Origin of the sequence: Arthrobacter sp. HY1533 (assembly GCF_027568515.1) — a bacterium.
In the GTDB taxonomy this organism is placed as follows: Bacteria; Actinomycetota; Actinomycetes; order Actinomycetales; family Micrococcaceae; genus Specibacter.
Map to the genome: position 1 here is coordinate 1 of NZ_JANKZF010000017.1, position 22,117 is coordinate 22,117.

Here is a 22,117-nt window from a genome sequence, read left to right on the forward strand (position 1 = left end):
CAGGCTCGACCATCGGTGGTCGAGCCTGTCGAGACCCTCTTTTGTTGGCGCAGGAGGTGCCGGAGTGGCGCCTAAGCGGCGGTTCCGGCCAGCCACACGTCCGGGCCGAACACCTCGTAGTGGATCTTCGTGGAGGGGATCCCGGCATCAATCGCCTGGTTGCGGATTGCCTTCATGAACGGCAGCGGGCCGCACACATACATGGACGCATTCTCCGGCAGGTCCAGGCCCTCGAGGGACATGAAGCCCCTGTGGAAACCGGCGGTGGGCTCCTCAAGCCACAGCTGCAGCCGGGCGCCGTCGATCGCGTCCACATCGGCTGTCATCTGCTCGCGCAGGGCCCACGCGGCCAGGTTCTTCTCGGCGTGCAGCACAAGGACCTCACGGTCCCCGCCGGTGCTGGCCAGGGAGCGCAGGGCCGACGCGGACGGGGTGCAGCCAATTCCGGCGGTCGCAAACACAACCGGGCCCTCGCCGTCGAGCGTCACATCCCCGTAGGGGTTGGAAAGTTCGACGACGTCCCCGACCTTCACGTTGTTGTGCAGCACAGGTGAGACCTCGCCGCCGTCGTCCCTCTTGGTGGTGAAGACCCGTCGGGTGGTGGATTCCACATCGGCCGAGAGCGAGTACTGGCGGCACTGGAGCAGGCCGTCGGGCAGGGCAACCTTGACGGAGACGAACTGGCCGGGGCGGGCGGCCGTGACAGGGGTGTCGTCGGCGGGAGCGAGGACGAAGGTCATGGCGTCGGTGCCGGCCGGGGTCTTCCCAATGACGGTCCAGGGCATCCACATCTTGTCGTTGGCTTGCTGGGCGTAAAGGCCCTTCTCAATCTTGATGAGCGCGTTGGCCATGAGCCAGTAGACCTCGGTCCAGGCCTCGGCAATTTCGGCGGTGATGACGTCGGAGAGCTCCTCGGCAATGGCCTCGAAGAGGTGCTTGTAGACGATGCCGTACTGGTCCTCGGTGATGCCAAGTGCCGTGTGCTTGTGGGCGATGCGGCTGAGCATGGTCTCGGGAACCATGTCGGGGTTGGCCACGAGCGCCGAGGCGAAGCCCGCAATGGAGCCGGCCAGGGCCTTCTGCTGCTCGCCGTTGTTCTGGTTGGCGCGGCTGAACAGGCCGTCAAGGAGTTCGGGGTGCGCGGCGAACATTCGCCCATAGAAGTTCGGGGTGATGGCGCCCAGCCTGGATCCCACGAGGGGCAGCGTGGCGACAATGACGGGGCGCGATTTTTCCGAAAGCATCTTGTACTCCTTGGGTGAAAGTCATGGCGACAACCCCAAAGTAGCATTTGAAATGCTACTTTTAATCCACAATTTCTACGTTACGTAGAACAAGCGTGAATTGGCGCGGTTCAGTCCGGGCGCGATGTGCTCAAGGTCACGGCGGTTGGCCCCTGGGGGCCCTTGCCGGCCAGGCTGTGGATGGTGACGTTGTCCAGGGAAACGTAGAACGCCTCCTTTGCGTGGTTCAGTGCACCGCGCAGCCCGCACGCGTGCACCAGGGGGCATTGGCCCATCTCGGTCTGGCAGCCGGCGACATCGCTGTGGTCATCGAGCACGCGCAGCACCTGGCCCACAGTGGCGCGCCTGCCGTCCGGGGATATGCGCACACCCCCGCTGCGGCCGCGGATGGCCTCCACGAGCCCCATCTGGCCCAGTTTGAGCACGGCCTTGCTGACATGGTTGTAGGGCGTTCCCACCTGTTCGGCCAGTTCACGCGTGGTGGGCAGCTCATCTTCCGGGGTTGCGGACAGCACCATCAGCAGGCGCAGGCTCACATCGGAAAAGCTGTTGATGCGCATGGGCTAGGCCCAGATGGCCGTCTCGCCGGCTTCCAGGAAAGGCTCGCCGAACTCCCAGCCCGCCGCGGACTGGTGGTACGGGCGCACCACGGAGACGCTCATGCCCGTGCTGTGCTCGGCCATGACGTGGATGGCATCGGTCCCGTCCTCGGGCAGGTGGATGTCACAGACCACGGCCGCCGCCCGGTTTTGCCCGCGCTGGCTGGCCAGGGCATCGAACAGGTCAGCGACCATGGCATCGGCGTCCAGCTCCACCTCTTCGTCCCCGTCCACGCTGTTGGGGGCCACTGCAACAAGGTTCAGCTCGCCGTCCAGTGTGAGGACCAGGCCCACCGGCAGGAAGGCGCCGTGCTCCTCGATCTGCTCGCCAGCCACGCCCAGGGCGGTGCCGATGACCTTGTTGAGGTCGTCCTGGACCTGCGTCTCAGCTTCGGCCTGGGCCGGTGTGTTCGTATCCATGATGCTCCTGCTGGTGATGTGTGGGGGATGGGCCGGTGGCCCTGTGGCACGCAGTTGCCGTGGCGGCGGGCTGCCTACTGGCGCACCAGGGCCAGGACGGCGTCGCGCAGCTCAGTCATGGTGGCGGCGTCCACGGCCTCGGCGTTCAGGCGCAGGAACGGCTCCGTGTTGGAGGCGCGGAGGTTGAACCACCACTTGCCGTCCTTGGCCGTGAACGTCACTCCGTCAAGCTCGTCGACCTCCACGTCCTCGCGCGTGTAGGCTGCGCGGACGCGGGCCACGGCTGCCGGGACGTCGGCCAGCTGCGAGTTGATCTCGCCGCTGGAGGAGTAGGGCTCGTATTCGCGGCCCAGCTCGGACAGCGGCCCGTCCTGCTCGCCCAGGGCGGCCAGGACGTGCATGGCGGCGAGCATGCCGGTGTCTGCGTTGAAGAAGTCGCGGAAGTAGTAGTGCGCGGAGTGCTCCCCGCCGAAGACGGCGCCCTCTTCGGCCATGGTGGCCTTGATGAAGGAGTGGCCCACGCGCGTGCGCACGGCCCGGCCGCCGTCGTGCTCGATCAGTTCGGGCACGGCGCGGGAGGTGATCAGGTTGTGGATCACGGTGGGGTGTTCCTCGCCCAGGGCCTTGACGCGGGCGATCTCGCGCCGGGCCACGAGGGCCGTGACGGCGGAGGGGGAGACGGGTGCGCCGAGTTCGTCAATGACAAAGCAGCGGTCGGCGTCGCCGTCGAAGGCCAGGCCGATGTCGGCGCCGTGGGCCACCACGGCGGCCTGCAGGTCCACCAGGTTGGCCGGCTCCAGCGGGTTGGCCGGGTGGTTGGGGAAGGTGCCGTCCAGCTCGAAGTAGAGCGGCACAATCTCAAAAGGCAGCCCTTCGAGCAGTTCGCCGCCCAGCACGGCCGGGGTGGTCAGGCCGGCCATGCCGTTGCCGGCGTCAACCACAATCTTCAGGGGCCGCGAGCCGGAGAGGTCAACGAGCTTGCGCAGGTACTCAGAGTAGTCCTTGAGGACATCGGCGGAGCCCACGGTTCCGGGTGTGGCAACCGGGGTGGGAAGGCCGTCGTTGAGATAGGACTGGGCGAGGTCGCGGATTTCGGCCAGGCCGGTCTCGGAGGACAGCGGCACGGCGCCGGCGCGGGTCATCTTCATGCCGTTGTACTCGGCCGGGTTGTGGCTGGCCGTGAACATCACGCCTGCGGCCTTGAGCGCGCCGGAGGCAAAGTACAGTTCGTCGGTGGAGATCAGGCCCAGCAGCTGGATGTTGGCGCCGCGGTCGGCGGCACCCTCGGCGAACGCCTGCGCGAATTCGGGGGAGGAGGGGCGCATGTCGCCGCCCACCAGGACCTGCTGGCCGGCCAGCTCCAGCACCTGCGCGAACGCGGCGCCGACGGCCCGCACGGATTCGGTGGTGATGCTCTCGCCCACGATTCCGCGGACGTCGTATGCCTTGAACGAAGTGGACAGGTCAACCGGCGAAGTATCTTCAGTAGTCACCTAACTATCCTACCGTCGGGCCCCTGCGGCGCCGGTTATCCACACATCTCCGAGCGGGGCGTCCAGTTGTCGGCGCCCGCTGGAATACTGGAGGGCATGACAACCCAAGCAGCACACCTGGCCGCAGACCACACCGAAACCCGGGCCCAGGCCCTGGAAGTGCTTCGGGCGCTGGTGGGCAGGCCGGATGCCGACTTCCACGACGGGCAGTACGAGGCCATCGAGGCATTGGTCGACGGCGGCCGCCGCGCCCTGGTGGTCCAGCGCACCGGCTGGGGCAAGTCGGCCGTGTACTTTGTGGCGTCGCTGTTGCTGCGCGCCCGCGGCGCCGGCCCCACCCTGATCGTCTCGCCCCTGCTGGCGCTCATGCGCGACCAAGTGGCGGCCGCCGAACGCGCCGGCGTGCGTGCCATGGCCATCAACTCGGCCAACGCCACCGATTGGGGGCTCGTCTCGGAGGCCCTGGCTGCCGACGAGGTGGATGTGCTCCTGGTGTCGCCCGAGCGGCTGACCAACCCGTCCTTCAGGGAAAACCAATTGCCGGCGCTGGTCCAGCGCACTGGGCTGCTGGTGGTCGATGAGGCTCACTGCATCTCCGACTGGGGCCACGACTTCCGGCCTGACTACCGCCGCATCGCGGACTTGATCGCCCGGCTGCCAGCCTCCGTGCCCGTCCTGGCCACGACCGCCACGGCCAACTCCCGCGTGGTGGCGGACATTGAGGAACAGCTGGGCACCGGCGTGTTTACCATCCGCGGGCCCCTGGCCCGCGAGTCGCTGCGCCTGGGCGTGCTGCGCCTTGCCGATTCACGGGACAGGCTGGGGTGGCTGCTGACCCACCTGGCCGAGCTGCCCGGCAGCGGCATCATCTACACGCTGACGGTCTCTGCCGCGGAAGACACCGCCCGGCTGCTGGCTGAGGCCGGCCACGTGGTCAAGGCCTACACGGGGCGCACCGACACCATGGACCGGGAGGCCCTTGAAGAGGCCCTGAAAAACAACCAGGTCAAGGCGCTCGTGGCCACCAGTGCCCTCGGCATGGGTTTCGACAAGCCGGACCTGGGTTTCGTGGTCCACCTCGGCGCCCCGTCGTCGCCCGTTGCCTACTACCAGCAGGTGGGCCGTGCCGGCCGTGGCAGCGCCAACGCCGACGTCCTGCTGCTGCCCGGCACGGAGGACGCGGAAATCTGGCGGTACTTTGCCACGGCGTCCATGCCCGACCAGGAGAAGGCCATGGCCGTGCTGACCGCGTTGGGGGAGTCGCCCCGGCCCATGTCCACGCCCGCCCTCGAGGCCCGGGTGGACCTGCGCCGCACCCCGCTGGAGCTCCTGCTCAAGGTCCTGGCCGTGGATGGCGCCGTACGCCGCGTCTCCGGCGGCTGGGAGTCCACGGGCCAGCCGTGGAGCTACGACGAGGAAAGGTACCGCCGCATCGCGCAGGCCCGCATCGATGAGCAGCAGTCCATGGTGGAGTACGAGCGCATGTCCGGATGCCGCATGGAGTACCTCGCAGCGGCGCTCGACGACGAAACGGCGTCCCCGTGCGGGCGTTGCGACAACTGCGCGGGGCGCTGGTTTGCCAGCGACGTCCGCTCCAGCGCCGCCGAGGCTGCCGGTGAGTCGCTCAAGCATGCGGGCCTGCCCCTGGAACCACGGGCCATGTGGCCCACCGGCATGGACCGCCTCGGCGTGCCGGTCAAGGGAAAGCTGAAGGCAGGGGAACTCGTGGCCGGCGGCCGCATCCTGGCCAGGCTCACGGACCTGGGCTGGGGCAACTCGCTGCGGGCCATGTTCGCCGCCGGCGCCCCGGATGCGCCCATCGATCCGGCCATGGCCCGCGCGGTTGTTGATGTGCTGCGCGAATGGGGTGCAGCCGGCTGGGAAGGGGCGGGACGGCCCGTCGCCGTGGTTGCCATGCCCTCGCGGAACAAGCCCGTGCTCCTGCAGTCCTTTGCCCAGGCCATCAGTGAGATCGGGCGGTTGCCGCTCCTGGGCGAGCTGTCACTGGAGTTTGGCGGGCCCACGGGCCAGCGCGGCGGCAACAGTGCCTACCGCCTGGCCGGGGTCTGGGACAGGTTCGCCGTGGGGCCGGAGCTGGCCGCCGCGCTCGCCGCCTGCCCGCCCGGGCCGGTGCTGCTGCTCGATGACCTCGTGGACAGCCGCTGGTCCATCACCGTGGCCGGCCGCGCTCTGCGACTGGCCGGCGCCGAGCAGGTCCTGCCGCTGGTGCTCGCCCAGGCCGGCTAGCCCCAACGGCCAACGCCGCATCACACAACGCACGAAAAATCCCAACGCCGCATCACTTAACGTCGAAAAAACAGCAACGCCGCACCACCAAGGGTGGTGCGGCGTTGCCTGAAAACGTGCATCAGGTGATGCGGCGTTGCTACGCCTCGACCGGGCGCAGGCGCAGGGCCTGCATGCCGCCGTCGACCGCAATCGAGGTGCCCGTGGTGGAACCGGACAACGGGCTGGCCAGGTAGGCCACGGCGCCGGCTACTTCATCGGCTGCCACGAGGCGGCCATGCGGCTGGCGGGCGTTCAGGGCTGCGCGCTCTGCGGCGGGATCGTCGGCCTGGTCCAGGAGGCGGCCCACCCAGGGGGTGTCTGCCGTGCCCGGGTTGACGCAGTTGACGCGGACGCCTTCGCGGAGGTGGTCGGCCGCCATGGCCTGGGTCAGCGACAGCACAGCACCCTTGGTTGCCGAGTACAACGCACGCGCCGGCAGGCCGGCGGTTGCTGCGATGGAGCAGATGTTCACAATCGCGGCACCGGAGGACTTGCGCAGGTGCGGCAGTGCGGCGCGGGAAACCCGTACCATGCCCACCACGTTGATGTTCCAGACGCGCGCCCATTCGGCGTCGTCGTTGGTTTCCACGGTGCCGATGGCGCCGATGCCTGCATTGTTGACAACAATGTCCACGCCGCCGAAGGCCTCGACGGTGCCGGCGATGGCGGCCTTGACGCTGGCGTCGTCGGAGACGTCGCAGGCAAAGCCGATCTGGCCCTCCGGGAGGTCCTGGGGGTTCAGGTCAAGGACGGAAACCTGTGCACCCATGGACTGCAGCTTCGCGGCAATGGCGGCGCCGATTCCGGATGCGCCACCGGTGACGACTGCTGTGAGGTTGGCTAGTTCCTGGCTCATTGTGCCTCCTTGGCGGCGGTGCCTGCGCGGAAGAATTCCTGGCGCTGGCGGCCAAGTCCTTCAATTTCAACTTCGACGACGTCGCCGTCCTGGATGTAGGGGAAGCGGCCGGAGAGGGCCACTCCTTCCGGCGTGCCGGTCAGGATGACATCGCCGGCTTCCAGCACCATGTACTGGGAGAGGTGGTGGATGATCGTGGGCACATCGAAGATCAGGTCCGAGGTGTTGGAGTCCTGGCGAATCTCGCCATTGACCCAGCTCTTGAGCTGCAGCTTGTTTGCGTCAACCTCGTCGGCGGGGACCAGCCAGGGACCCAGGGGGGTGGACTTGGGCAGGGACTTGCCCTTGGTCCACTGGCCTGCGGCACCCGGGATCTGGTATTCGCGCTCGGAGAGGTCGTTGGCGATGACGTAACCGGCGACGGCGTCGGCTGCCTCGGCGACATCGGAAAGGTAGGAGACCTCGCGGCCCACAACGATGCCCAGCTCAACTTCCCAGTCGTACTTTGCCGACAGGGGAGGGATCGGGGATGCGTCGAAAGGCCCGGCAACGGTGTTGTTCGGCTTCAGGAAAACCACGGGAATCGTCGGCGGCAGGGCGCCGGACTCGGCCGCGTGCGCGGCGTAGTTCATGCCGATGCAGATGACGTTGTTGGGGCGTGCAATGGGGGAGCCGATGCGCAGCTCGGCCGCGTTTTCCAGCACGGGGAGGGTGCCGTTTTCCAGTGCGGTGCGCAGCGCGGCCAGGCCGTCATTGGCCAGGAATGCGCCGTCAATCTCTGCTGTGACGGGACGTGCGTCGTAGCTTTGCTCGGTTCCGTTGGAGTCGGCGGCAATGACGACGGGAATTTCCCGTCCCTGCCCGCCAAGGCGTGCAATCTTCATGAAATTCGTATTCCTCTGCGGCCGCAAGGTGCGCGACCATCGATAGTTTGGTGACCCCAGACGGGCCTTAACATCTGAGCTTTATGGAAACTTTACCCACAAGGGGCCGCCATTGCTTCATTACGGCCAATATTGACACGAAAAACATCGGATGTTTAGCTTGAGTCAACTTTTCAGTGATTCAACCTCTTCCCAAGGGAGCGCCTGTGAGCACCATCATCGCCGTTGAAACCAGCGACGTACGTTTTCCAACGTCCCGGGACCTGGACGGCTCCGACGCCATGAACCCGGACCCGGACTACTCGGCGGCCTACCTGCGGGTGGTCACCGACAGTGGCGACGGGCACGAGGGCCACGGCTTTGTGTTCACCATTGGCCGCGGCAACGACGTGGAGACGGCCGCCATCAAGGCGCTGACTCCGTACTTGATGGGCCGCAACGTCGAAGAGCTGCTCGCGGACATGGGCACCACCTACAAGGAGTTCATCAACGACTCCCAGCTGCGCTGGCTTGGTCCGGAGAAGGGCGTCATGCACATGGCCATCGGGGCCGTGACCAACGCCCTGTGGGACCTCAAAGCCAAGCGTGCCGGCCTGCCGCTGTGGAAACTGCTGGCAAGCATGACCCCCGAAGAACTCGTCAACCTGGTGGACTTCCGCTACCTCAGCGATGCACTCACCCCCGAAGAGGCCCTGGAAATCCTGCGCAAGGCCGAGTCAGGCCGTGAAGGTCGCATGGCCACCCTGCTGGCCGAGGGCTACCCGGGATACACCACCACCCCCGGCTGGTTGGGCTACTCCGATGAGAAGCTGACCCGCCTGGCCCACGAGGCGATCGCCGATGGCTTCAAGCAGATCAAGCTGAAGGTCGGAGCCGACCTGGACGACGACGTGCGCCGCCTGCGTGCCGCACGTGCCGCAGTCGGGCCTGATATCAAGATTGCCGTGGACGCCAACCAGCGCTGGGACGTGGAGCAGGCCATCGAGTGGATGAAACACCTGGCTCCGTTCGACATCGCCTGGATTGAAGAGCCCACCAGCCCGGATGACATCCTGGGCCACGCAGCCATTGCCCGCGGCGTTGCACCCATCCCGGTGGCAACCGGCGAGCACGTGCAGAACCGTGTTGTCTTCAAGCAGATGCTGCAGGCCAACTCCCTGCAGGTCCTGCAGATCGACGCCGCACGCGTGGCCGGCGTGAACGAAAACATCGCCATCTTGCTGCTGGCCGCCAAGTTCGGTGTCCGCGTCTGCCCGCATGCCGGCGGCGTTGGCCTGTGCGAGGCGGTCCAGCACCTGTCCATGTTTGACTTCGTTGCCGTCTCCGGCCAGAAGGAAGACCGCATGATCGAGTTCGTGGACCACCTCCACGAGCACTTTGTCACCCCCATCGACGTCCATGACGGCTGCTACTGGCCGCCCCTGGCCCCCGGCGGCGGAAGCGAAATGCACGCAGCCTCCGTGGCTGAATACACCTTCCCGGACGGCGGTTTCTGGCTGGCCGACGCCGCAGCCAACGCAGACGCCGACGCCGTTGCAGGGGCCGGGCACAAGGAACTGGTCTAGCCATGACACAGCAGAGCGCGGCCGGCCAGGTTGTCATCCCCCACGCCCCGTGGTTCACCCAGGACCGCTTCGGCATGTTTGTGCACTGGGGCCTGTACTCCCTGGCCGCCCGGCACGAATGGGTCATGTACCGCGAAAGCATCAGCGTGGGCGAGTACCGCAAGTACTTTGAGCACTTTGACCCGGACCTCTACGACCCCCGCGAATGGGCGGCGGCAGCCAAGAACGCCGGCATGAAGTACGTGGTGCTGACAACCAAGCACCACGACGGTTTCTGCCTGTGGGACTCGGCGCTGACCGACTACAAGGCCACCAACACGCCCTACGGCAAGGACCTGCTCACCCCGTACGTTGCCGCGCTGCGCGAGGCCGGGCTCAAGGTTGGCTTCTACCACTCCTTCATTGACTGGCACCATCCCGACTTTGCCATCGACGGCAACCACGCCGACCGGGACAACCCTGATGCCTTTGAGATCAACAAGACCCGCGACGGCGCCAAGTACCGGGAATACCTCCACGGCCAGGTGCGGGAACTGCTGAGCAACTACGGGCAGATCGACTACCTGTTCTTTGACTTCTCCTATCCGGAAGTGGGCGGCACGGCCTCGGCCGGGACCAAGTTCCCCGGCAAGGGCCGGGCGGACTGGGGTTCCGAGGAGCTCATGGGCATGATCCGCGAGCTCCAGCCCGGCATTGTTGTCAACGACCGGCTGGACATCCCCGGTGACTTTGTCACCCCGGAGCAGTACCAGCCCGCCGGGGCCATGGTGAGCGGGGACAAGCTTGTCCCGTGGGAAGCCTGCCAGACCCTCAACGGAAGCTGGGGCTACGACCGGGACAACCTGGACTACAAGTCCGCCGACCTCTTGGTGCGCATGCTCATTGACGGCGTCTCCAAGGGCGGGAACCTGCTGCTCAACGTTGGCCCCACGGCCCGCGGCGAGATCGATGCCAGAGCCCACGAGGCCCTGTCCGGCATGGGCCAGTGGATGCGCGTCCACGGCAGGTCCATCTACGGAGCCGTTGCCACATCCCTGGCGCCGCCGTCGGACGTGCGCTACACGCGCCGCGGCAACCGCCTCTACGCGCACCTGTTCGTTTGGCCGTTCCAGTTTGTGCACCTGCCCGGCCTGGCCGGAAAAGTCCGCTACGCTCAGCTGCTGAACGACGCATCCGAAGTTGCCATGATGGTGCTGGACCCGGGGCAGGAAGCCGGGCACATGACGCCGGCAGGCCAGGCACCCGGCACCCTGACCCTGAAGCTGCCCGTGCAGCGCCCCGGCGTTGCTGTGCCTGTCATTGAACTGTTCCTGAACGACGAAAGTGAGCTCCCGTGACCCAGAAGATCGCCCTTCATACCCGGCTCAAGCCGGGCAAGGAGGCAGAGTACGAGGCCGTGCACGCGCGCATCAGCGACGAGCTCGATGCCGCCCTGCGCGCCGCCGGCGTCACCGGCTGGAACATCTGGCGCAGCGGCCGCGAGCTCTTCCACGTCGTGGAGGTTGACGACTACCAGGCCATGCGCCTGAAGATGGCCGCGGACCCGGTCAACATTGCATGGCAGGAAGTCATGTCCGGGCTGCTGGAAGTCGAAGACGACTACTCCGGCTCCGACTCGGGCCTGTCGAAGGTGTGGGAACTGCCATGAGCGTGCCCGAACTCGGCCGGCTGGGCTTTGGTGCCGCCGGCATTGGAAACCTCTACCGCGCCATGGACGACGGCGTTGCTGCCGCCGCCATGGCGGCCGGCTGGGACGCCGGCATCAGGTACTTCGACACGGCCCCGCACTACGGCCTGGGCCTGTCCGAACGCCGACTGGGCGCGTTCCTGGCCACCAAGCCGCGGGATGAATTTGTCATTTCCACCAAGGTGGGGCGGATCCTGGATCCCGCGGAGAACCCCTCCGGGGCCAAGGACACCCAGGGCTTCGATGTGCCCGCCGACGTGGTGCGGCGCTGGGACCCCTCCGAGGCCGGCATCCGCCGCAGCATTGAGGATTCGCTGGAGCGAACCGGCCTGGACCGGATCGACATCGCCTACCTGCACGACCCAGACGTCTACGACCTCGAGGCCGGCATCAGCCAGGCCCTGCCTGCCCTGGAAAAGCTGCGCTCCGAGGGCCTGGTTGCGGCCATTGGTGTTGGGTCCAACTCCTCGGCGGCGCTGCGCGATTGTGTGCTGGCCGCTGACCTGGACGTGATCATGCTGGCCGGCCGCTACTCCCTGCTGGAGCAGCCGGCCGCAGCAGACCTGCTGCCGCTGTGCCTGGACCGGGGCGTCGGCGTGGTGAACGTTGGTGTCTACAACTCCGGCCTGCTGGCCCGGCCCGTGGTGCCCGACGACGCGAACTACAACTATGCGCCGGCGCCCGCGGACATCCTGGCCAAGGCCAAGGCGCTCGCGGCCTGCTGCGATGAATTTGGCGTGGAACTTCCCGCGGCTGCCCTGCAGTTTGCCGAGGCGCACCCCGCCGTGGTCAACGTGGTGGTGGGCGCGTCCAACGCCGAGCAGATCACCCAGACCGCTACGCGCATGGCTGCCACCATTCCTGCCGAGCTGTGGAGCGCACTCGTTTCCCGCGGGCTTCTCGATGCCGGGCTGGTCCATGCCTGAGTTGCCCGTGACTGAGCGGCCCGCGCAAGGACGCATTGACTCCCATCTCCACTTGTGGGAACTGGGGGAGGGCCGCTACTCGTGGCTCAACCCGTCGCTGGGCATGCTGCATGCCACCTTCACGGCGGCGCAGGCACAGGAGGAACTGTTTGCCGCCGGCGTGGACCAGGCCATCCTGGTGCAGGCGGATGACACCGCCGCGGACACCGAGGCCATGCTGGCCGCCGCGGCCGCGAACCCATGGATCACCGGTGTGGTGGGCTGGCTTCCGCTCGAGGAGCCAGCCCGGGCGGCGCAACTGCTGGATCGGTGGGGTGCCAACCCGGCATTCTGCGGTGTGCGCACCCTGATCCACGACGACCCCCGTGCCGATGTGCTGGATTTGCCCGCAGTCCGGCAAACCCTGGCCCTGCTGGAAACCGCGGGCCTGGCCCTGGACATCCCCAACGCCTTCCCCCGGCACCTGGGCCAGGCGAAGGGCCTGGCCCAGGCCTTCCCGGAAATGCCCATCGTCATTGACCACCTGGGCAAGCCGCCGCGGGATGGCAGCGCCGAGGACATGGACGAATGGGAGCGGCAGCTGCGCGCCGTCGCTGCCCAGCCCAATACCGTGGCCAAGGTTTCCGGATTGCACACCGGCGGTGCCGAGTTCTCGGCCGCGGCCCTGGCCCGCGTGTGGGACGTGGCGCTGTCGGCCTTCGGCCCGCAGCGGCTCATGTTTGGCGGCGACTGGCCGGTGAGCCTGCTGGGCGGGAGCTACAGCGAGACAGTGGCTGTTTCGGCCAGCCTTTTCGACCAGCTGGCCCCCGCAGAGGCCCAGGAAATCTGGTCCGGAACGGCAAGCCGCAGCTATCGTCGGTAACATTTTCGTAAACATCGGATGTATTTGCTTGAAAAGTGCCTTGATGTGGCGTGCATAACATAGCATGTTGGAAGTTGAGTTTCTGCGACACCCCAGAGGGTCGCGGAATGGTGCCAAAGCCGCTGATTCAGAGTCAGGGGTCTGGCCAAAAACAGTCGGTGTAAGACTGCAAAGAGGTCTGATGTCGGATCTGAATCAGTGAGGCTTTGAGAGGCAGTAATGAGCAAGAAACTTCTCCGGATTTCCGGGGTGAACAAGAGCTTCCCTGGTGTCAAGGCACTCTCGGACATGCAGCTGGACCTGGGCCACAACGAAGTGCTGGCGCTCGTGGGGGAAAACGGCGCCGGCAAGTCAACGCTCATGAAGCTGCTCTCGGGCATCTACGTGCCGGACTCGGGCACCTTTGAAATTGACGGCACGGAAGTGGCCATCACGGGAACCAAGCACGCACAGGAACTCGGCATCAGCATCATCCACCAGGAATTCAACCTGATGCAGGACCTCACCGTGGCCCAGAACATCTACATCGGCCGCGAACCACGCACGGCCGGGATCTTCCTGAGCGAACGGGCACTGAACCGCCGGGCGCGCCTGCTGTTCGACAAAATCAACATCGATCTGGACCCCAAGGCCCGCGTTGGCGACCTCACGGTGGCCAAGCAGCAGATGGTGGAAATCGCCAAGGCTCTTTCCTACAAGTCCCGGATCCTGATCATGGACGAGCCCACCGCCGCGCTGAACGACGCCGAAGTGGCCACCCTGCACGATTTGATCCGCAACTTCACCAACAAAGACACCGGCGTCATCTACATCTCGCACCGCATGGACGAGCTCAAGGCCATCTCCAACCGCATCACGGTAATTCGCGACGGCGAATACATCGACACTGTGGACACGGCCGAGACCACCATGCGTGAGGTCATCAACCTCATGGTGGGCCGCGAAATCTCGGGGAACCAGCGTCCGGAGGCGCATGCGCCGTCGGACGAGGTGGTGCTGAAGGTCCAGGGGCTGGAAACCAAGGATTTCCTGCGCGACATCAACTTCGAGCTGCGCAAGGGTGAAATCCTCGGCTTCGCCGGCCTCATGGGCGCCGGACGCACCGAAATTGCCCGGGCCATTGTGGGTGCGGACCGCATCTCTGCCGGAACCATTGAGCTCAACGGCAAGCAGGTGGAGATCGGCAACCCGGCCGTGGCCGCCAGCATGGGCGTGGGGTACCTCTCCGAGGACCGCAAGCACCTTGGCCTGCTGCTGGAGCGCGACGTCAAGGACAACATTGCCCTGAGCTCGCTGAAAATGTTCAGCCGGATGGGCGTGCTCAACGACAAGGCCATGAAGTCCATGGCCTCCACCTACATTGACAAGCTGCGCATCAAAACGCCTTCCAGCGCCCAGATCGCCAAGAACCTCTCCGGCGGCAACCAGCAAAAGATTGTCATTGCCAAGTGGCTGGTCAAGGACTGCGACATCCTGATTTTCGACGAGCCCACCCGCGGCATCGACGTCGGCGCCAAGGAGGAGATTTACACCCTCCTGAACGACCTCGTGGCCCAGGGCAAGTCCATCATCATGATCTCCTCGGAACTGCCCGAGGTGCTGCGCCTGTCCCACCGCATTGCCGTGATGAGCGAAGGCCGGCTCACCGGTTTCCTCTCCAACGCCGAGGCCAACCAGGAAAACATCATGGAACTGGCCACACAAAACATTGAAGGTGCCGTCCTGACACCGCTCCCGAGCGCTTCGCTCTCCACAAAGTAAGAAAGAAACGGCAAAGACGATGACCCTGACAAAGGACGCAGCGCAGGCTGCCCAGGTTGCCAGCAACAAGAAATCGGAACTCAGCACCCGGCTCCGTGCCAGCTTCCAGCAGCTGCTGGCCTTCGCCAGCCTCCTGGCGCTCGTGCTGTTCTTCTCCGTGGCCAACTCAAACTTCTACCAGTCCGCCAACCTCTCCAACATCCTGCTCTCCACAGTGGTGACGGGCCTGCTGGCGCTGGGCACAACGTTTGTCATCATCACCGGCGGCATTGACCTGTCCATCGGCACGGGCATGACGTTGTGCTCGGTCATGACGGCAGTGTTCATGACACAGCTGGGCATGCCGATGATCGTGGGCGTGCTGTGCGGCGTACTGTTTGGTGCGCTCATGGGCGGCATCAACGGCTTCCTGGTGGCCGTCATGAAGATACCCCCGTTCATTGCAACGCTGGCCATGATGATGGTTGCCGCCGGCCTGGCCCTGGTCATCTCCGGCACCAAGCCCATCTACACCAACGAGGTTGAGGGCTTCCAGAAGATCTTCGCCCTGGGCAAGTCAATCCCCGGCCTGGTCATCCCCAACGCCGTGTTCATCCTCTTTGCCGCGGCCATCATTGCCGGCCTGCTCCTCTCCAAGACCATCCTGGGCCGCTACACGTACTCGATCGGCAGCAACGAACAGGCCACCGCCCTCTCAGGAGTGAACGTGACCAAGTGGACAGTGCTGATCTACACGGTTGCAGGCACGTTCACAGGCCTGGCCGGCGTCATCGCCACCGCCCGCCTGAACTCGGCACAGCCCGCAGGCGGCGCAGGCCTGGAACTCCAGGCGATTGCCGCCGTCGTCATCGGCGGAACCTCCCTGGCCGGCGGCAAGGGCTCCATCATCGGCACCGTGATCGGCGCGCTGATCATGTCCGTGCTGACCAACGGCCTCTCGATCCTCTCCATCCCGCAGGAATGGCAGCAGGTGGCCGTGGGCATCGTGATCCTGCTGGCCGTGTACCTGGACATGATGCGCCGCAAGAAGGCCGCCAACTAAATTTCCCCACCAGCTTTTCCAGCAGTGCCCCGATTTTCACCGCGTTTATACAAAGGAGTTAGACCCATGCAAAGAAGAAAATTTCTCTCCCTGGCCGCAGTCGCAGCACTGTCCCTGAGCGTTGCAGCCTGTGACACGGCGGCCGAGGCCCCGGCAAACGGCGGCGGCGCGGCCGACGGCAAGAAGCCGTACATCGCCATTGTTTCCAAGGGCTTCCAGCACCAGTTCTGGCAGTCGGTGAAGCAGGGCGCGGAGAACGCAGCCAAGGAATTCAACGTCGAGATCTCCTTCGAGGGCCCCGACAAGGAAACCAACGTCCAGCAGCAGATGGACCAGCTGAACAACGCCATGGCGAAGAACCCGCAGGCGCTGGCACTGGCCGCACTGGACTCCAAGGCCGCCGAGGGCGTGCTGGAAGATGCCAAGAGCAAGAACATCCCCGTCATCGCCTTCGACTCCGGCGTTGACAGCGACATCCCCGTGGCCACCGCCTCGACCGACAACAAGGCCGCCGCTGCCGAGGCAGCCAAGCACATGGCCGAGCTGCTGGGCAAGAAGGGCGAGATTGCCATCATCGGCCACTCCCAGACAGCCACCTCCGGCACCGACCGCCGCGACGGCTTCGTTGACTACCTGAAGACCAACGCACCGGACATCAAGATCGTTGACATCCAGTACGCGGACGGCGACCAGGCCAAGTCCACCGACGCCGCCAAGGCCATCATGACCGCCTACCCGAACCTGGCCGGCATGTACGGCACCAACGAAGGCGCCGCAATCGGCGTCGTCAACGCCGTGAAGGAAGCCGGCAAGACCGGCAAGCTGACTATCGTTGGCTTCGACTCCGGCAAGGCACAGATGGACGCCATCAAGGACGGCCTCATGGCAGGCGCCGTGACGCAGAACCCTGTGGGCATTGGCTACGAGACCGTCAAGGCCGCCGTTGCCGCCATCAAGGGCGAGAAGGTGGAGAAGGTCATCGACACCGGCTTCTACTGGTACGACAAGACCAACATTGCCGATCCCAAGATCGCCGCGAACCTCTACGAGTAGAATTTCGCAACTGACCCGGTTCTCGACGGGCTCGACCAGCGGTGGTCGAGCCCCTCGAGAACCGGGTCAGTTTTGTTTTAAGCCCGGGCCGGTGGTCGAGCCCGTCGAGACCGGCGCTGCCTTCGCGTTGCTTCGCCTGCCCTACCCAGGCACCACAGGCTGTTGCAGCTCGGTGACCCAATTCTCCTCCGCTTCCGGGACGGAGACCATGTACACCTCACGGCAGATGCCCGCGAGCTGGTAGCCGTTGCTGTCGATCCAGGCGTGGAGGGCCGCCCACGTTTCCCCAATGGCGGACGGCGAACCGTGGTGGACTGCCGTGGCGGCGAGCTCGACGGCGGGCAGGTCAACGATGCTGAAGCCGGCTTGGGATCCGGCGGGCAAGGCTGTGCCGGAATTGATGGGATACGCCGCGTTCGCCCGGGCGCCCTCCAGATCCCCTTGCTCGAGTGCCTCGTACGTGGCAACGGGGTTGGGTCCCAGGGCGATGCCCGCAGCAGACAGGTCGCGGCGGAGCTGCTCGAACAGCGGCCCGATGACCGGTCCGATGTTCTCGGGCCCAAACCCGGGTGCCACCGCGCTGGCCTGGGCGAGGTGGAGTTTGGGCAGCGGTTTCAGTGTGGGTGTGAACGTTGACATTGCTGGTTCCCCTTCTAGAAGACGGAGGCGCGCGTCGAGCCGGCGCAGGCGGGCTGCGTCGAGGTCGAGCTGCTGGCTGAGCTCCAGGCGCCGGGCGGCGAGCATTGCCAGCAGGGCGCTGCCGCGGCAATTGCCCTGCACAATCTGGGCCACCTCATCGAGCCTGAACCCGAGGTCCTTGTACGTGAGGATCTCACCAAGGACGGCGAACTGCGCACCCTGGTACCAGCGGTATCCCGTGAAGGGATCCACATGGGCCGGTGTGAGCAGGCCAATCTCGTCGTAGTGCCTGAGCATCCGAATGGACACCCTGCCAATTGACGCGAATTCTCCGATGCTGAACATGATGCCTCCGAGCATTCCCCCTCACACCGTGTGAGGGTCAACCGCCTGTCCAAGAATCTGTATGTTCGTTGCTTGCCCCGCCGCCGCTAGGCGATGGCGCCGATCAGCGCCGTCAGCCCCAGCATGACGACGGCGAGGATCGGGAACAGCCACTGGGTCAGCAGCTCGAACCAACGGAACCGCGGCCGCGGCGCCGCATCCAAGGGGCCGGCGATGGCGTCGGCCGGGGTGCGGAGGGCGAACAGGGTTCCGATCACCGACAAGGCGACAAGCAGGGCGGCACTGGCCAGCAACAGTTCGCCGGGGGCCAGTGCCAGCAGTGCTTCACCGGCGTCCCGGGGTGCCAGGACCGCCGACAGCACGCCGGCGGCGCCGCCAACCACGGGAACGGCCACGAGCGCCCACGTGTTCCGGAGCAGGTGCGCCAGGTAGAGGGGCAAGGTCAGTGCCATCGCGGCCAGGACCAGCATGCAAGCCACTTGGGCCCCGCCCAGCAGGAGGGGCTCGCCGTTGATCCAGGGGGTCAGTGCCGAGGTGAAGATGAGAAACACCACCAGTGACGTGGTGCTCAGGGCCAGGCTCCCTTGAAGCTTCTCCGGCGGGGCAGCCATGCCCTCGGCGGCCAGCGCTGCCGCATACTCCCGCGGCGTGCCAAAAGCATCTTCCGGGGCCTGCCCGGAGTCGGCCAGGAATTCCTGGACCGCGGCCAAAGTGTCTCCGATGGATTTGCCGGAAACATTGTTCAGGCGGAGCTCCATGGTGAGGGCGTCGAGCCATTTCTTGTGATTTGCGGTCTTCATCGCTTGCTCCAGTTCAGGGTATTGACACTTGGCGGGGCGCAAATGCCGGGCCACCAAGGAATGCTGAGGTGCGGGATGTAAAGGCCGCCCACTGGCGGCGCTGGCGGTCCAGCTCCGCGTGGCCGGCCGGGGTCAACGAAAAGTACTTGCGGCCGGGCCCTCCTTCTCCCGGACGCCATTCCACCTCCACCCAGCCCGCGGCTTCGAAGCGGGCCAGCAGCGGGTAGAGCGTGCCGCCCTTGAATGTCCCCAGCCCGGCCATTTCAAGCGCCGTGATGATGGCATAGCCGTACGTGGGGCCGTCCTGCAGGGCCGCCAGCGTGCACAGGCCCAGGGAGGCGCGGTTCCAGTCTCCGGGCCATGGTTCGTCTGTTGGGGAACTCATAGCTAGATAGTATGTCTAACTAGATAGCGTGACAAGCTCCAAATGCAAAAGGCCCGGGTCCCGGCGAGCTCAACCATTGCTGGTCGAGCCCGCCGGGACCCGGGCCGGGCGGAAAATCTACAGGGCCTGGCGCAGCCAGTGCTCCACGCCGCTGATGTGGACGGTCAGAAGAGCCTTGGCCAGGTCGGCATCGCCGCGTTCCAGGGCCTCGATGATGGCCGTGTGTTCGGACAGCGTGCGGTCCACGGCCTTCTCCTGTGTGAGTCCGCGCCAGATGCGGGCCCGGACGGTGCTGCTGGAGAGCGCGTCCAGGACGCTGGCCAGGTAGGCGTTGTCCGCTGCGGCCGTGATGAGGCTGTGGAAGATGAGGTCGTGCTCCACCAGGTCCTCGACGCTGGTGTCCACGTCAACACTGTCCAAGGTGGCGCGCAGGGCGGTGAGCTGTTCGGGGGTGATGCGGCCGGCGGCTATGGCTGCTGCGGCGGGCTCCAGGATCCGCCGGACCTCGAAGATGTCCAGGATGGTCTCGTCCTTGTGTAGGTCCACGATGAACGTCATGGCCTCGGTGAGCAGCTTCGGCTCCAGGCTTGTCACGTAGGTTCCGTCGCCGCGGCGCACATCCAGGACACGGATGATTTCCAGCGCCTTGACGGCCTCGCGCAGGGAGCTGCGGGACAGTCCCAGCTTCTCGCTGAGTTCCTTCTCCGGTGGCAGGCGTTCGCCAGCCGAAAGTTCCCCTGAGAGGATCATGTCCTTGATCTTGGTGATTGCTTCGTCTGTTACGGCCATGAAGCAAGTCTAATGGTCTGATGTTTGTTTCCGGCTGAATTTTTGCCACTGTGACGGATTGCTCGTCCGGCCGGGCAGACAAAAATGCGCCCCTCGACGAATCGAGAGGCGCATCATTTGGCGGAGACGGGGGGATTTGAACCCCCGGTGGAGTTGTGCCCCACACTTCATTAGCAGTGAAGCCCATTCGGCCGCTCTGGCACGTCTCCAGCGCTGGTCAAGGTAGAAGCCCCCAACCAGCATCCCAAACTTTACCCAGTAGAGGGCCCTCAAAGCAAAACGACGGCCGGGGTGGACCCGAGTGAGTCACCGTCGATGGCCGAATCACAGCCCGCCGGTCAGCGCCCGCCACAGGAATTCATGGGATGCCGTGTGCAGCCGGGCCGCCTGTTCATTGTTGCCGGCACCGGCATGCCCGCCCTCCAGAGCCTCGTGGAACCACACGGGAGCGCCCATGGCTTCCATCCGGGCCGCCATCTTCCGGGCTTGGACAGGCCCCACCCTGTCATCGGATGTCGCAGTCCAGATAAACGTGGCCGGATACTTCACCCCGGGGCGCAGCAGGTGGTACGGCGAGAATGTGCTGATGAATTCCCACTGCTCCGGCACATCCGGGTCGCCGTACTCGGCTATCCACGACGCCCCGGCCGACAGCTTTGTGTAGCGGCGCATGTCCAGCAGGGGCACCCCGCACGACACCGCCCCAAACAGCTCCGGGTACTGCGTGAGCATGTTGCCCACCAGCAGCCCGCCGTTGCTGCCGCCAGCACAACCCAGCCGCGCGGGCTGCGCCACCCCGCGCGCCGACAGGTCTCGCGCCACGGCGGCAAAGTCCTCATACGCACGGTGCCGCTTCTCCTGCAGCGCGGCCGTGTGCCAGCTGGGCCCGTATTCGCCGCCGCCGCGGATGTTCGCCACCACGTACACGCCGCCGCGCTCCAGCCAGGTGCGCCCCACCGCGCCGCTGTACGACGGCGTCCGCGAGACCTCGAAGCCGCCGTAGCCGCCCAGCAGCGTGGGGTTCCCGCCGTCGAGCACCAGGTCCTTGGGGCCAACCTGGAAGTAGGGCACGCGGGTGCCGTCTGCTGAGGTGGCAAAGTGCTGCTCCACGCTGTAGTTCCCCGCGTTGAAGAACTGCGGCGACTCCCTGACCAGCGCCGCCGGCTCGCCAGCGGTGCCGCGGGGGCCCAGCGTGCCGCGGTAAACCGTGGCGGGGGTGAGGAAGCCCGTGGCGATGAGCCAGTACTCGTTGCCGGCGCCGGGGTTGGCCGGGTCGGTGTCCTCGCTGTCCACGGCATAGGCATCCACGGAGTGCAGGGGCGGGCACGCATCCAGCTCGGATGCGGCCCAGTTGGCGGCAGGGTCCACCACCAGGATTTTGGAGGAGACATCGGAAAGCAGGTTCAGCAACAGGAAGTCCCTGGTCCAGCTCCAGGACTGCAGCGACTCTGCCGGGGTCGGGGCAAAAATGGTGTGGAGGTCCCGGCTGCCGGCCAGGAAGGCGTCCAGGCCGATGGACAGCAGGGTGCCGGCGGCATGGACGGTCCCGCCCACCGCCCACTCGGTGCGCGGGCGCAGCAGCAGCCATTCATGGTGGAGCGAGACGGCCATGTCGTCGGGGACGTCGATGTGCACCCAGTCATCACCCACGCGCAGGTAGCTGCGGCTTTTGAAGAAGTCCAGCACGTCGTGGGCCACATCTCGCTCAAAGCCGGGGGTGCTGCTGTGGACCACGCCGGCGCTGAGGTGGTCCAACGGAACCGAGAAGAGTGGTTCCGTGGCGGCCAGCTGTTCCAGCGTTTCGCCGCGGTGCAGCGCACGGGAAGCCGCCGGGTAGGAGGACGCCGTCATGGAGCCGGCGCCGGTGTCCGTTCCCACGTACAGGGTGTCGGCATCGCGCCAGCTCAGCCGTGTCTTGGCCGCGGGCAGGGCAAAGCCGCCGGGCACAAAGGTGCGGGCGTCGACGTCGAACTCGCGGTAGGCCACGGCGTCGCCGCCGTCGGGGGAGAGGGCCACCATGGCCAGGCGGTACTCCTCCCCGGGGGCCGGGCGCAGGAACTGGGCACCGGCCCAGAGCCATGTGGCGCCCTCCTCGGCGCACAGCGCGTCCACATCCAGCAGCACCTCCCACTCGGGGGCGTCGCCCAGGTAACTTTCCCACGTGGTCCGGCGCCACAGCCCGCGGGGATTCGCCCCGTCGCGCCAAAAGTTGTAGTACCAGCTGCCGCGTTTGGCCACCATGGCGATCCTGTCGCTGGAATCCAGCACCTGAAGGACCCGGGACTCCAGCGCGGTGTATGCCGGGTTCACCAGCGCGGCGTCGGTGCGGGCATTGCGCTCGCGGACCCAGTCCATGGCGTCGTCGCCGTGGATGTCCTCGAGCCACAGGAATTCGTCGGCCGGCTGCGGGGCAATGGCCGGGGGCGCAATGGTGTCAGTCATGGCACCATCCTAGGCACCGCAAGCCCATGCGCGGCC

Annotated in this window: 20 protein-coding genes and 1 tRNA gene; 9 read left to right on the forward strand and 12 right to left on the reverse strand. The window is 66.0% G+C overall.

Features of this window, described 5'->3' with window-relative positions; genetic code table 11:
• Positions 1 to 71: 71 nt before the first annotated feature.
• The 4 genes from PCK14_RS13195 to PCK14_RS13210 all read right to left on the reverse strand — a co-directional run bounded on the left by PCK14_RS13195 (position 72) and on the right by PCK14_RS13210 (position 3,756).
• On the reverse strand, positions 72 to 1,244 hold the full coding sequence (locus PCK14_RS13195) for a globin domain-containing protein (protein ID WP_269938967.1): 1,173 nt from the start codon (positions 1,242 to 1,244) through the stop codon (positions 72 to 74).
• A 110-nt stretch (positions 1,245 to 1,354) separates the two neighbouring features.
• The gene (locus PCK14_RS13200) at positions 1,355 to 1,804 is read right to left on the reverse strand and encodes an RrF2 family transcriptional regulator (protein WP_269938968.1); all 450 of its coding nucleotides are present in this window, start codon (positions 1,802 to 1,804) and stop codon (positions 1,355 to 1,357) included.
• 3 nt (positions 1,805 to 1,807) lie between these two features.
• Positions 1,808 to 2,263, reverse strand: a complete 456-nt coding sequence (locus PCK14_RS13205) for a hypothetical protein (RefSeq protein WP_269938969.1) — start codon at positions 2,261 to 2,263, stop codon at positions 1,808 to 1,810.
• A 74-nt stretch (positions 2,264 to 2,337) separates the two neighbouring features.
• Positions 2,338 to 3,756 (reverse strand): phosphomannomutase/phosphoglucomutase, encoded by a 1,419-nt coding sequence (locus PCK14_RS13210; protein WP_269938970.1) that lies wholly within the window; start codon positions 3,754 to 3,756, stop codon positions 2,338 to 2,340.
• Between the two features lie 96 nt (positions 3,757 to 3,852).
• Between PCK14_RS13210 and PCK14_RS13215 the strand changes: the two genes are divergently transcribed.
• A complete protein-coding gene (locus PCK14_RS13215) occupies positions 3,853 to 6,003 on the forward strand; it encodes a RecQ family ATP-dependent DNA helicase (RefSeq protein ID WP_269938971.1) in 2,151 nt (716 codons plus the stop codon).
• A 139-nt stretch (positions 6,004 to 6,142) separates the two neighbouring features.
• Here the strand turns inward: PCK14_RS13215 and PCK14_RS13220 are convergent, their stop codons facing one another.
• Positions 6,143 to 6,901, reverse strand: coding sequence for an SDR family NAD(P)-dependent oxidoreductase (locus tag PCK14_RS13220; RefSeq protein WP_269938972.1), 759 nt, complete (start codon positions 6,899 to 6,901; stop codon positions 6,143 to 6,145).
• Positions 6,898 to 7,785, reverse strand: coding sequence for a fumarylacetoacetate hydrolase family protein (locus PCK14_RS13225; protein WP_269938973.1), 888 nt, complete (start codon positions 7,783 to 7,785; stop codon positions 6,898 to 6,900). Before PCK14_RS13225 ends, PCK14_RS13220 begins: the two co-directional genes overlap by 4 nt.
• A 206-nt stretch (positions 7,786 to 7,991) precedes the next feature.
• Between PCK14_RS13225 and PCK14_RS13230 the strand changes: the two genes are divergently transcribed.
• The 8 genes from PCK14_RS13230 to PCK14_RS13265 all read left to right on the forward strand — a co-directional run bounded on the left by PCK14_RS13230 (position 7,992) and on the right by PCK14_RS13265 (position 16,681).
• On the forward strand, positions 7,992 to 9,350 hold the full coding sequence (locus PCK14_RS13230) for an enolase C-terminal domain-like protein (RefSeq protein WP_269938974.1): 1,359 nt from the start codon (positions 7,992 to 7,994) through the stop codon (positions 9,348 to 9,350).
• Between the two features lie 2 nt (positions 9,351 to 9,352).
• On the forward strand, positions 9,353 to 10,687 hold the full coding sequence (locus tag PCK14_RS13235) for an alpha-L-fucosidase (protein ID WP_269938975.1): 1,335 nt from the start codon (positions 9,353 to 9,355) through the stop codon (positions 10,685 to 10,687).
• Positions 10,684 to 10,998 carry an L-rhamnose mutarotase gene (locus PCK14_RS13240; protein ID WP_269938976.1) on the forward strand — a complete coding sequence of 105 codons (315 nt, stop codon included), beginning with the start codon at positions 10,684 to 10,686 and terminating at the stop codon, positions 10,996 to 10,998. The genes PCK14_RS13235 and PCK14_RS13240 overlap by 4 nt, the downstream gene beginning before the upstream one ends.
• Positions 10,995 to 11,963 (forward strand): aldo/keto reductase, encoded by a 969-nt coding sequence (locus PCK14_RS13245; protein ID WP_269938977.1) that lies wholly within the window; start codon positions 10,995 to 10,997, stop codon positions 11,961 to 11,963. Before PCK14_RS13240 ends, PCK14_RS13245 begins: the two co-directional genes overlap by 4 nt.
• Positions 11,956 to 12,825, forward strand: a complete 870-nt coding sequence (locus PCK14_RS13250) for an amidohydrolase family protein (protein ID WP_269938978.1) — start codon at positions 11,956 to 11,958, stop codon at positions 12,823 to 12,825. Before PCK14_RS13245 ends, PCK14_RS13250 begins: the two co-directional genes overlap by 8 nt.
• Positions 12,826 to 13,044: 219 nt before the next feature.
• Positions 13,045 to 14,586: a sugar ABC transporter ATP-binding protein gene (locus PCK14_RS13255; RefSeq protein ID WP_269938979.1), complete on the forward strand. Its 1,542-nt coding sequence runs from the start codon at positions 13,045 to 13,047 to the stop codon at positions 14,584 to 14,586.
• 19 nt (positions 14,587 to 14,605) lie between these two features.
• A complete protein-coding gene (locus PCK14_RS13260) occupies positions 14,606 to 15,628 on the forward strand; it encodes an ABC transporter permease (protein ID WP_269938980.1) in 1,023 nt (340 codons plus the stop codon).
• Positions 15,629 to 15,694: 66 nt separating this feature from the next.
• Positions 15,695 to 16,681 (forward strand): ABC transporter substrate-binding protein, encoded by a 987-nt coding sequence (locus tag PCK14_RS13265; RefSeq protein ID WP_269938981.1) that lies wholly within the window; start codon positions 15,695 to 15,697, stop codon positions 16,679 to 16,681.
• A gap of 141 nt (positions 16,682 to 16,822) precedes the next feature.
• Here the strand turns inward: PCK14_RS13265 and PCK14_RS13270 are convergent, their stop codons facing one another.
• From PCK14_RS13270 to PCK14_RS13295, 6 genes are all read right to left on the reverse strand, one after another.
• Positions 16,823 to 17,665 carry a MerR family transcriptional regulator gene (locus PCK14_RS13270; protein WP_269938982.1) on the reverse strand — a complete coding sequence of 281 codons (843 nt, stop codon included), beginning with the start codon at positions 17,663 to 17,665 and terminating at the stop codon, positions 16,823 to 16,825.
• An 86-nt stretch (positions 17,666 to 17,751) separates the two neighbouring features.
• Positions 17,752 to 18,465, reverse strand: a complete 714-nt coding sequence (locus tag PCK14_RS13275; protein ID WP_269938983.1) for a hypothetical protein — start codon at positions 18,463 to 18,465, stop codon at positions 17,752 to 17,754.
• A 13-nt stretch (positions 18,466 to 18,478) separates the two neighbouring features.
• Positions 18,479 to 18,850, reverse strand: coding sequence for a PadR family transcriptional regulator (locus tag PCK14_RS13280; RefSeq protein WP_269938984.1), 372 nt, complete (start codon positions 18,848 to 18,850; stop codon positions 18,479 to 18,481).
• Between the two features lie 117 nt (positions 18,851 to 18,967).
• Positions 18,968 to 19,639 (reverse strand): FadR/GntR family transcriptional regulator, encoded by a 672-nt coding sequence (locus tag PCK14_RS13285; protein WP_269938985.1) that lies wholly within the window; start codon positions 19,637 to 19,639, stop codon positions 18,968 to 18,970.
• 118 nt (positions 19,640 to 19,757) lie between these two features.
• Positions 19,758 to 19,848: transfer RNA gene (locus PCK14_RS13290), tRNA-Ser, on the reverse strand.
• A gap of 115 nt (positions 19,849 to 19,963) precedes the next feature.
• A complete protein-coding gene (locus tag PCK14_RS13295) occupies positions 19,964 to 22,081 on the reverse strand; it encodes a prolyl oligopeptidase family serine peptidase (RefSeq protein WP_269938986.1) in 2,118 nt (705 codons plus the stop codon).
• Positions 22,082 to 22,117 lie beyond the last annotated feature (36 nt).